This window comes from Arthrobacter sp. NPDC057009, assembly GCF_042673905.1.
In the GTDB taxonomy this organism is placed as follows: domain Bacteria; phylum Actinomycetota; class Actinomycetes; order Actinomycetales; family Micrococcaceae; genus Arthrobacter.
The window spans coordinates 1-10,350 of the sequence record NZ_JBHUSB010000018.1; the positions used below are offsets into that span (position 1 = coordinate 1).

Below are 10,350 nucleotides of genomic sequence, written 5' to 3' on the forward strand. Positions count from 1 at the left end.
TCGGCTTTGGCGAGTTCGATTTCCTGCCGGATCAGGGTGGACAGGTCCCGGGTGACCTCACCGAGGAGGTCGCCCAGGGACGTGGTGTCGGCCTTGGCGTGCGCGGCCGTTGGCGGTGTATCGGGTATCTGGCTGCTCACAGGGGACGACCTCCACCCTCGGTGTACGGGTCATCCACATCCCGCAGCGGAACGCCGGAAGCAGAGTTTCCCGGCAGTGACTGCGTTGAGGCCGGACCTGTGGTGCCGCGGCGCGTGGGCTCTCCGTACCCAGGCTCGCCGATCCCTGGCTCTCCGTACCCCGGCTGCCCGACTGCCGGTTCACCGTAGGCCGGCTGCCCGGTGGCGGGTTCGCCGTAAGCCGGCTGGGTGTAGGCGGGTTCGCCCAGTTCCGCGCGGTCATAGAGCGGCGCGCCCGCGCCGGCGTCCAGGGTACTTTCCGTTGCCGGCGGCTGAACAGGGTAGGGCGGAACGGTTCCGGCGGCTCCAGCCCGGGTTGTGGTTTCGGGGGCGCCGGCCTGCAGGCTGCGGCCCAGGCGTCCGGCGAGCAGGCCCGCGCCTGCTGCGAGGAGCAGGAAGGTGCCGGGGCGCTGGCGGGCGAAGGACTTGACCTCATCCAGGAGCGAGCCCGGGTCCCGGTTGTCCAGCCAGGAGGCGACGGATTCGGAGCGGTCGGCGGCCTGCCGGATCAGGTCCGAGGCCACGCCCTGCTGGTCCGGTGCGTCGGCCATGGTGCGCAGCTGCGAGGAGATGGTACGGATGCCTTCGGCGGCCTTCGTCTGCTGGGTGCCGGCCTGGCTGGTCAGGTCCGACTTCGCCTGGTGCAGCAGGTCACGGGCGCTGTTCTTGGCCTCGTAGGCGACGTTCTTCGCCTCGGACTTGGCCGTCTCGGCGACATTCTTGGCTGCGCCCTTGGCCTCGCCTGCGACGTTCGCGGCCTCGTGCCTGGCCACATCCTTCTTGGAAGCATCGTCCTGGTAGGCCGTGGCGGAGCCGCCCGTGCCGTAGCCGGCACTGTCCGCGCCCGTTGTGCCGTAGCCGGTGGTGCCCGCGTTGTAAGCCGAGTTCTGCGTGGCCGGGGGAGTCGTAAGGCTTTCATCCTGCGGCCATTGATTCTCTGTCATCTTCGCTCTCTCTTTCCGAAAGGGTCAGCGGCTGTTCAGAACCAGCAGTGCTGGCATGCAATGGTAAGCATGTTTACTAATAAATAGTAAGTACCCTTGTCATTCTTTTCGTACTGTTGCCCGTATTCGTCAGGTTTCCGGCCGGAAAAATCGCCCGAATGCGCAGTGCGGTCCCCGGTCCGCCGTGGCCGGTCCGAAGAAAAAAGCTAAGTAGGCTTGCCAATCTGATAGTAAGCATGCTTAGGGTATAGATGCGAGGTTCGAGCATCGGCCTCGGCCACGACGGCACAACAGCCGGCCACGGTGGGCAACACCTACCAGTCGGGCGGCAGCGCCGTCGTCGGCCTCAGCGTGAACAGCCAAATGTGAACATGAAGTCAAACTCCAAGGAGACAGCATGCTGACCAAGGAACACATCGACGACCTGCTCAACAAGAACGGAAACATCGTCTCCGCAGACGGAGACAAGATCGGCTCCTTCGGGCAGGTTTATGCGGATGATGCCAACGGGCAGCCCACATGGGTGACGGCACGGACGGGCCTTTTCGGGACCTCGGAGTCCTTCATTCCCCTGGAAGGGGCGCGGCTCGAAGGAGACGACATCGTTGTCCCGTACAGCAAGAACCAGGTAAAGGACGCTCCGCGCGTGGACGCCGACGGCCACCTGGACCCGGCAGAAGAAGACCGCCTTTACGAGCACTACCAGCTAAACGGCAACGTGACCTACTCCGAGGCTGCGAACGGGCACAGCGCTGACTCCCGCCGGACAACGGAGCAGTCCGCTGCCAGCCGTACAGCCACTGACCGGGACGCGGGGTTCGCGGCCGCAGGCAGCGGCGGAACCTACAGCGCGGCGGATGACAGGGCCGGCCGTGGCACGGCAGGGCTGGGCGACGATGACGCCATGACGCGTTCGGAGGAACGCCTGAACGTCGGCACGGAAAGGCAGGCTGCCGGCCGGGCGCGCCTGCGCAAATACGTGGTGACCGAGAACGTCACCCAGACGGTTCCTGTGCAGCGCGAGGAAGTTCGGCTGGAACGCGAACCGATCACCGAAGGAAACCGGGGCGAAGCGCTCAACGGCCCGGACATCAGCGAGGCCGAACACGAAGTGGTGCTCCACGAGGAACGCCCCGTGGTGGACAAGGAGGCCGTGCCCGTTGAGCGGGTCAAGCTGGACACGGAAACCGTCACCGATGAGGTGACAGTGGATGAACAAGTCCGCAAGGAGCGCATTGAGACCGACGGCGTCGAGGACACCCGACGTTAGTATGCCTAACGCCGGGGCCGGGTTATCCGGCCCCGGCGTTGCCGGCATTTGGGGCTGGCCATGGTGCCAGCACGGGCTCAAAGGGGAAAGAAGGTCTAAACCGATGGTCCCGAATCCTGACGCAGACCAGTGGGGCCCTCACCAGCTGCTGTCCATGGCCGCCAGGCTTGTCCAGCGCAGGCAGGACCAGGCCCTGGCCGAACTCGGGCTCACCCACGCCGCGGTCATCGCACTGCAGGGCCTCCTCGACGGCCCGCTGAACCAGGAACAGCTGGCCTCTGACATCAAAGTCCGCAGCCAGTCAATAGGCCGGGTGCTGTCGCGGCTCGAGGCGGCAGGTCTTGTGGTTCGTGAGTCCAGTTCGCTGGACAGGCGGCACAACGAGGTTTCCATAACGGAAGCGGGGCGCCAGGCACTGGAGGCGGCCCGGAAAGCCGAGCAGGAGGCATTGCCCCCTGATGTCGTCGGAGGAACCGTCCTGGGCAGGGAGCTGGCACGGGTCATCAGCTACTTTCCCGGCCGCGCTAAAGCCGGCTCGACCAAGCCTCAGGATACATCCGCCGGAGGCGAGCCGGGTGCGGGGGAGAACGTGGATGGGGGCGCTATGGAAGGGGGCCCTGCCGTAGCGGGCGTGCCCTCTGAAGGAGCGCCACTCGAAGGTATTCAGCAGGGCTCCGGCACAGATACATCTGCGGAACCCGCCTTGCAGGCACCCGTCGCCGCAGAAGAGAATGCAGCGCAGGACGCCATGCCGGCGCCGCAGGACCGGGCCGGTGTCATACCGAAGCCGCACGGGAAGGGCGACTCCGCCCCCGTATAGGCGGGGTGATTGAGCAGGGATAAGTGCCGCCGCGCCACCGCGCGGCGGCACTTTCCCTTGCCATCCGCCCCGGTCACGCGGCCGGATGGCACCGTAGCTTCGACCAGATGGCACTGTAGCTTCGCCTGGATATCCCTAGCAATGCCGTCGCATCGGATCCGGCCAGTTGCCGATGAGACCGGACATCGGATCCGGCCAGTTTCCAATCCGGCCGCGCATTGGGTCCGGCCAGTTTCCGATCCGGCCCTCGCCGGTTGCGGACTGCAGACGGGATGGGCGGTGGGCGGCAGACAGCGGGGCGTGCGTAGACATGACATATTCTCCTGACTGAACTGGTGGTCCATGCGCAGGGCTGCGCAGGTGGTCGTTTCTGCCCGGAAGGTGGGCAGGGGTGACCTGTTCAGTCGGGGGAGCACCCCGGATCAAAGGCTGGGCTGGCGGGAAGGTACAGGCCGGCGTCGAAGACCCGGGCGCCGGCATGCATAAGGTCACGGTCCCATCCGCCGGCCACATCGGCGGCCTGGGCGCCCGAGCCTTCGAAGCCTGGGGAGGAGCTCCCCGACGTTCCCTCACTTACGGCGAAGGGATGGAGCAGGCCCGCTCCGGGCCATTCATGGACGTGCAGATTGCGGGTGGCAGGGCTGGCGGCAGCCGGCTCCCGCCGTTCAGGCGTCGTCATCCGGAGTTCAGCCAGCGAAAGGCCGGATCCGTCGACAGGCAGGGCTGCGCCCGCAGCCGGCGCGGCCCTGTCTGCAGCATTCGACGCCGGCCTCACCGCCGAGGGCGGAACGTCATGTGACGGCACGGCAAGATTTGGCTGGTTGCCCATCGCGCCGCGGTGCGGCGCCGTCCGCATGACGTCCGGTGCGGGATCCGCTGGTTGTTCCTGCGCCGGCACAGAAGGAACAGTTACTGAAGGAACAGGCACCCGCGGGACGGACACCGACGGAACCGGCAATGAGGGCGCCGGGGCCGCCGGAACAGGCACCGCAGGCGCGATGGGCAGCGGCGGCACGGACGCGATGACGTTCTGGGCCGCCGATATGAGGCTGTCCGTCTTGTTGAGGACGGGAGCAGCCGTTGCGGTGACAGTCCTGGTCACTGCGGAAACCGCCTTCGGCGCCCGGTTGACCACGGTGCCGGCGGTGTCCGCCACGATGCCGGCGACAGGCGACACCGGCTTGGTGACAGCAGCCGGGACGCTGGCTACCGCCGGCAGTTCGGGAATTGCCGGCAGCAGCGTGGCGACCGGAGCCACCTCGGAGACTGGGGAAGCCAGCGGAGCAGGCACTGCGGATGTAGCGATGGCAGCCACAGGGGCTGTGTCCAACGAACCGCTACTGAGCGAACCGGTAGTTAGGGAGTTGGTACTTAAGGAACCGGGGTCCAGCGGGCTGGCCGAACCGGTGTCCCCGGATACTGCACCGGCGGATGCTGCGCCCCAAATAATCCAGGCCAACGCGAGGACAACGGGCACCAGGAGGGCACGCACAAGGGCAGCCTTGAGAAGGCGCAAGCTGTTGCCCATTGAAATCACCCCCCAGCGCAATGGGAGACCAGAATATGCCCGTCATGCGGTTCCGTCCAGAGGAAAAATATTCGCCTGAGAGCGGGCGCCTTCAATCGCAATAAAATTGAAGCAGAAGGTGCTCAGAGGATGTCTGGATCGATCGTCGTCGTCCTTGTGCTGCTGGCCGCAATCGCCGTCGTCGCCATAGTGGCAACGGTGCGGGCCGTCCTGCGCGACGGCCGCGGCGAAGGCCGGAGCGAACCGTCAGAAAAGCCGTGGACTGCCGGCAACCTGCCCAGTGAGCCGTATGCCCGGATCCGTTTCTAGTGCAGGGAAGGCTATTCCATCCCGGCCGCGCCTTCCTATACTTGCGCCATGGGAACCTCCCTCCTGTTCGGCGCGGTGGCTTCTAGTGCACTTGTTATAGGTGCGCTAATTGGTGTCCGTTTTGAGCTGCCAAAACGGCTGCTGGCAATCCTGCTGTCGTTTGCCGCCGGCGCGCTGATCACCGCCCTGGCGTTCGAGCTGTTTGAGGACGCCTATCAGCGCGGCGGGATTGTGCGTGCCGCGCTCGGCCTGCTGGTCGGTGCGGTGGTCTTCACCGCCTTGAGCGCGCTGCTGGACCGGTGGGCGCAGCCCGGATCCAGGTCGGTGCCCGCCGATGAGTACCGGGGCAGCGCCAAGCTGGATACGGATGCTGCCGCCGTCGAGAAGGCCCCCACAGCAGCCTCCACCCGGGGTGCCGCCGGAATGGCGCTGCTGGCAGCTGTGACGCTGGATGGCGTGCCTGAAAACATTGCCCTGGGTGTTTCCCTGGGGGAGGGAACCGGGGGCCTGGCACTCCTGGCCGCGATCTTCGTGTCCAACTTGCCCGAGGCGCTGGTGGGTGCCTCGTCGATGCGCAGCCAGGGCCGTTCCGCCGGGTCGGTCATGGGACTGTGGGCCGTCTGCGCAGTGTTGCTGGTCGCGGCAGTGGTCCTTGGCGCAGGTCCGCTGTCCGGCACGAGCCCGGAGACCATCTCGCTGCCGCTTGCCTTCGCAGCCGGGGCGGTCATCGCCTCCCTCGCGGACACCCTGATGCCGGAGGCCTATGAACACGGCGGTCCGGCCGTGGCGCTCAGCACGGCGGCCGGGTTTGTGCTCTCCTTCGTGCTATCCCTGGCGTAGGTTGCTGTCCCTGGCGTAGGTCCGTGGCCCAGGGCCAACCCCGGAGCGCCGGCGAACGGGCACTGTCCGCACAAAAAGTTGGTGCAGACGCCCATGACTTTGCGTGGCCGCCTGCACCAACCGGTAGTACGAATACTCAGATTAGATATCTATTCATTCGCGGCTCCTAGTTCCCGGCGTTCGCGTTCCGGGCTATTTCCTGTCCTCGACCGGATGCCGTGAGAACATCCAGCCACAGGCAATCATCAGCACGCCCAGCACCATGTGCGTCCAGTTGTCCAGCATGTTCAGCGACAGGAAGTTGGCCGCCGAATCCACTCCGACACTGAGCCCGTAGATGCTAAGGACGACGTACAGCGCACCGGCGCCCAGAAGGAACCTCCGCGCACCCATCTCGCTGCGTGACATGGCCCAGCCGGTCGCGCCAATGACCAGCTGCACGATGTTGAGCAGCATGGACACCTGGAACAGGCCGAGGAACATGGCGTGCGAATTGGGGCCAAGGAACATCAGTTCGCCGTACCGTGCGGTGATCCCCGGGATGAATCCCAGAACACCGACCACCATCAAGACAATACCTACACCCATGCCGGCGTTCTGGACGTCAGTCCTGCCAAAGTGGACGCCGTGCGCATGTGGGGATGCGGTAGTCATTTCTGCCTCCAACCACTGAATGCGGACAAGCTAATTTTACGTCCGGCCTTCCGAAAAAGCGCTCGCCGCCGAACGTGCCGTATACCGGAGCGGGTGCAGGACCGTTCGAGTTTCCGGCCCTGTTGAGCCTGTCGAAGACGGGTCGGCGGGGCGCCGCGTGGCACGATGGAGGCGATGAAACTGCGTGCTGACCAGACCGGAGACCGTGGGCTGCCCATGCCCTTGTGGCTGCAGGGCGGCCTTGAGTCCGCGCAGGCGGCCTTCATCTCGGCATTGCTCGTCGTCGTGCCTATCGTTGCGGTGTGGGCCACCTCCGGTTTCGGAAGCGCTGGCCTCGATGTCCTGGCCCGGCTCGCCGGCCAGGCCTGGCTGGTCATTCACGGGGTGCCGCTGTACCTCACCACCGTGGGGGAAGGCGCCGCAGCGAGGCCCGAGGCCGGCACGCTGTGGCTGCTTCCACTGGGCCTGACCCTCATCCCGTTCCTGCTGGCCTGGCGCGCGGGCAGACGCCTGGCCCGGGCCTCCTACACTGACCAGCTGTGGCAGGCGCTGCTGGGTTCGTGGCTGGTCTATGCGGGTTTTGGCATCGCCACCGGCTTTATCTGCCGGACCGAGGACGTTGGGGTCTTCCTGTGGTGGGCAGGTCTTTTCCCGCTGGTTCCCTTCGGCCTCGGGATGGTGATCGGCGCCCGGCGCGAGGCCGGTTCATGGAGCCGGCTGATCGGCGTCGACGCCGTGGACTGGATTGCGCGCACCAGCCAGCATTCGCGGTGGGCGGGTTCGTATCTGGCCTCCGCGGCCAAGGCCGGTTTCGTGGCGGTTATCGCGGCGCTCGCCATCTCGTCGGCGCTGCTGGCGGCGGACCTTTTCATCCACTGGAACCTGGTGGTGGCGGTCTATGAAGCGGTCGACGCCGGGCCCGTCGGGGGCGCGGCCCTCACCATTGCGCAGCTCGGCTTCCTGCCCAACCTCGCCGTCTTCGCGCTCGCGTGGCTGAGCGGCTCCGGGTTTGCGCTCGGCGCCGGGTCGCATGTGGGTCCGCTGGGGACGGCAGTGGGGCCGCTTCCAAGCATCCCTGTTTTTGCCGCGATTCCTGCCGGCCCGCTTGATTTCGGCTTCGTGGCGCTGGTGGTTCCCGTGCTCGCCGGGGTCCTGGCCGGCTGGTGGTTCCTGCGCGAAGGCGAAAACCACTTCGATGAATGGCTGTCCATCAAGCTTCACGTCCGCTGGCTGACCGCCGCGGCGTCCACGCTGTTCCTGGCGCTGATCGTCGGGACCGCTGCAGGCGTGCTGGCTGCCGCCCTCGCCTGGCTGGCGCGTGGCTCGGCCGGCATCGGCCGGCTCACGGACATCGGCCCGGACCCCTTGTGGACGGCAGTCTGGCTGGCCGCGGAAGTGGGCATCGGCGTCGTCATTGGGTACGCGGCGGGACCATGGCTGGAACGCCGGCAACTGCGGGATGCCGAGCTGGGGACTGCCCCGAGCAGCAACTAGCCCCGCGGACCTCGCCGGGCCCTTGCCGCTGTCAGCGGGCGGGCTGCTGAAGCGGACGGGGCAGCGAGTTCTCCAGCTGGACCCGGCACTCCGTGCTTGCCTTGCTGGTCAGCGCCTGGCGGGAGCACTGCTGGAAGTCGCGCACCTGGTTGAAGAACAGGGCCGAGGTCAGGACCAGGAGAACCATGACGGCGGCCACCACCAGGCCGGAAATCGTGCCGAACAGGACCAGCTTGGATTCCTTGAACCGGATGGCCCGGATGAGCACGATGATCCCCAGCACGATCCCCGCCGCGGTCAGGATGGCGGTGAGCCACAGGTAGGCGATGTCCAGCTGGAACACGAAGAAGGCGCCCAGCACCGCCACGATGAACATGCGGAACAGGTTGTGCGTCTTCTGGAGCGAGGCTTTGGCCTCCTCGCTGAGCGGACGCGCGGTCCGCTGCCGCCCCTGGGGGCCGGGTGTGGGGTTCATGTTTTCCAGCCTACGCGAGCAGCCGCCTAAGCTTGAGCAATGCGCATAGTAGTCCTCGTCTCCGGAACCGGTTCAAACCTCCAGGCCGTCATCGACGCCGTTCAGGCCGGGGACCTGGATGTCGAAATCGCCGCAGTGGGCGCGGACCGCCCGGGAACCTACGGTGTGGAGCGCTCTGCCGCAGCCGGGATCGACACGTTCGTGGTGGACTTCAAGGCCTACCCCGACCGCGCAAAGTGGAATGCCGCGCTGACAGAGGCCGTTGCCGCGTACCAGCCGGACGTGGTGGTGTCCTCGGGCTTCATGCGGATCGTGAGCCCCGAGTTCATCGATGCCTTCGACGGAAAATACCTCAACACGCACCCCGCCCTGCTGCCGTCCTTCCCCGGTGCCCACGGTGTCCGCGACGCCATGGCCTACGGCGTGAAGGTCACCGGCTGCACCGTGCACTGGGCCGACGCCGGGGTGGACACCGGCCCCATCATCGCGCAGGAGGCCGTGGCCATCGAGGACGGCGACACCGAGGAAACCCTGCACGAGCGGATCAAGGTGGTGGAGCGGCGGCTGCTGGTGTCCACCCTGGCGTCGCTGGCCGCCGAGTACGCCGCCGCCCGGGCCCCCAAGTAACCGACCCTTCCTCCCCACCCAACTAACTCGCATTTAATGTCGTTTTGAGCCCTCAAAACGACAACAACTGCGAGCTAGTTGGGTTGGCGGGGCGTTGCCCTGTGGATAACGCCCGCAGCAGGTTATGGGTTTGGGACCATGGTCCGGTGAAGACTCCTCAACCGCTTCCCGAGCCGCTTGCGCTGACGCCCTTCACTTGCCAGGAAGCGGCCGACGCAGGTGTCAGCCTGCGGCGGCTGCGGCACGGAGCGCTGTCCTCACCCAGCCGCGGCATCAGGGTGCCCAAGTATGAACGCCTCCCAGGGCCAGGACTGCCGGAGCTGGTCCGGCCCTTCACGAGGGTGACCGAGTTCTCGGCTGCGTCCCACGCCACAGCGTTCACTTTCTGGCAGTTTCCGGGTTTCCTCGCCGGCACAGAGGATCCACGGATTCACATCTCCCGCCCGGACAGGATGGCCATTCCCCGCCGCACGGGGGTGTTCGGCCACGTGGGTCAGTTCTTCGACGACGAAATCGTCTCTGTTGGCGGCCTGCTGGTGACCAGCAGGGTCCGGACGTGGCTGGATATCGCTCGCAGGATGAGCGTCGAGGAGCTGACCGTGGTGGCTGACCATCTGGTGCGAAATCCTCGGCCGGAGTTCGAAGTCAGAAGGGAGCCTTACGCCACCCGTGAGCAATTGGCCGACATGCTGGATCGGCACAAAGGCACCCCCGGCATCCGGAAGGCCAGAATTGCACTCGAGATGGCACGCGTCGGTGCGGACTCGGCACCCGAGACGCGCCTGCGGCTGGCACTGGAGCAGGCCGGCCTGCCGGAACCGGAACTGAACGTGCCTACTGAACTCCGTCCCGGCGTCGTACGCGAACCCGATCTCGGCTATCCGGAATACAAAGTTGCCGTCGAATACGAGGGGGAAGGCCACTCCGAGCCTGGCCAGATCGTCCGGGATATCGCCCGAGAAGAGGACTATAGTCGTGCCGGCTGGCTGCCGGTCAGGATCTCAAAGCGCCACATGCAGCATTACGCGCTGTCCGCGGTCGCCAAAGTCCGCGACGCGCTGCTTAGCAGGGGGTGGGTACCCAAGTAGCTCGCAGTTGTTGTCGTTTTGACGGCTCAAAACAAAAAAAAAAAACCGCCAACGGGGGGGTTAAGAGTTAGAGGGCGGGGTTTAAGGAAAATTTGATTAACCCCGCGAGGTTGTGGCCCCCG

At 66.1% G+C, this 10,350-nt stretch carries 12 protein-coding genes; 7 read left to right on the top strand and 5 right to left on the bottom strand.

The genetic code is table 11. The features are described from left to right. Positions 1-140 (bottom strand): phage holin family protein (locus ACFTR6_RS17055; RefSeq protein WP_377958796.1); only part of this gene is annotated, 140 nt, incomplete at its 3' end. Beyond that, on the bottom strand, positions 137-1,123 hold the full coding sequence (locus ACFTR6_RS17060; protein ID WP_377958739.1) for a hypothetical protein: 987 nt from the start codon (positions 1,121-1,123) through the stop codon (positions 137-139). The genes ACFTR6_RS17055 and ACFTR6_RS17060, both read right to left, overlap by 4 nt. A gap of 397 nt (positions 1,124-1,520) precedes the next feature. Between ACFTR6_RS17060 and ACFTR6_RS17065 the strand changes: the two genes are divergently transcribed. Then, entirely contained in the window at positions 1,521-2,393 is an 873-nt protein-coding gene (locus tag ACFTR6_RS17065) for a YsnF/AvaK domain-containing protein (RefSeq protein ID WP_377958740.1), read from the top strand. Between the two features lie 103 nt (positions 2,394-2,496). Then, on the top strand, positions 2,497-3,213 hold the full coding sequence (locus ACFTR6_RS17070) for a MarR family winged helix-turn-helix transcriptional regulator (RefSeq protein ID WP_377958741.1): 717 nt from the start codon (positions 2,497-2,499) through the stop codon (positions 3,211-3,213). A 400-nt stretch (positions 3,214-3,613) separates the two neighbouring features. On the opposite strand, the gene ACFTR6_RS17075 is transcribed toward ACFTR6_RS17070, so the two are convergent. Continuing rightward, entirely contained in the window at positions 3,614-4,741 is a 1,128-nt protein-coding gene (locus tag ACFTR6_RS17075; RefSeq protein WP_377958742.1) for a hypothetical protein, read from the bottom strand. Between the two features lie 129 nt (positions 4,742-4,870). On the opposite strand from ACFTR6_RS17075, the gene ACFTR6_RS17080 reads away from it, so the two are divergent. After that, positions 4,871-5,050, top strand: coding sequence for a hypothetical protein (locus ACFTR6_RS17080; RefSeq protein WP_377958743.1), 180 nt, complete (start codon positions 4,871-4,873; stop codon positions 5,048-5,050). A gap of 48 nt (positions 5,051-5,098) precedes the next feature. Continuing rightward, entirely contained in the window at positions 5,099-5,890 is a 792-nt protein-coding gene (locus tag ACFTR6_RS17085; RefSeq protein WP_076798457.1) for a ZIP family metal transporter, read from the top strand. Between the two features lie 192 nt (positions 5,891-6,082). Here the strand turns inward: ACFTR6_RS17085 and ACFTR6_RS17090 are convergent, their stop codons facing one another. After that, positions 6,083-6,544 (bottom strand): DUF4383 domain-containing protein, encoded by a 462-nt coding sequence (locus ACFTR6_RS17090; protein ID WP_377958744.1) that lies wholly within the window; start codon positions 6,542-6,544, stop codon positions 6,083-6,085. A 174-nt stretch (positions 6,545-6,718) separates the two neighbouring features. Here ACFTR6_RS17090 and ACFTR6_RS17095 point away from each other — a divergent pair, with 174 nt between their 5' ends. Beyond that, on the top strand, positions 6,719-8,038 hold the full coding sequence (locus ACFTR6_RS17095) for a DUF6350 family protein (RefSeq protein ID WP_076798455.1): 1,320 nt from the start codon (positions 6,719-6,721) through the stop codon (positions 8,036-8,038). A gap of 31 nt (positions 8,039-8,069) precedes the next feature. Here the strand turns inward: ACFTR6_RS17095 and ACFTR6_RS17100 are convergent, their stop codons facing one another. Beyond that, complete coding sequence (locus ACFTR6_RS17100; RefSeq protein WP_076798454.1) at positions 8,070-8,513, bottom strand: hypothetical protein; 444 nt, start codon at positions 8,511-8,513, stop codon at positions 8,070-8,072. 39 nt (positions 8,514-8,552) lie between these two features. Here ACFTR6_RS17100 and purN point away from each other — a divergent pair, with 39 nt between their 5' ends. Beyond that, a complete protein-coding gene (gene purN, locus ACFTR6_RS17105) occupies positions 8,553-9,140 on the top strand; it encodes a phosphoribosylglycinamide formyltransferase (RefSeq protein ID WP_377958746.1) in 588 nt (195 codons plus the stop codon). 146 nt (positions 9,141-9,286) lie between these two features. Beyond that, entirely contained in the window at positions 9,287-10,228 is a 942-nt protein-coding gene (locus ACFTR6_RS17110; RefSeq protein ID WP_377958747.1) for a hypothetical protein, read from the top strand. Positions 10,229-10,350 lie beyond the last annotated feature (122 nt).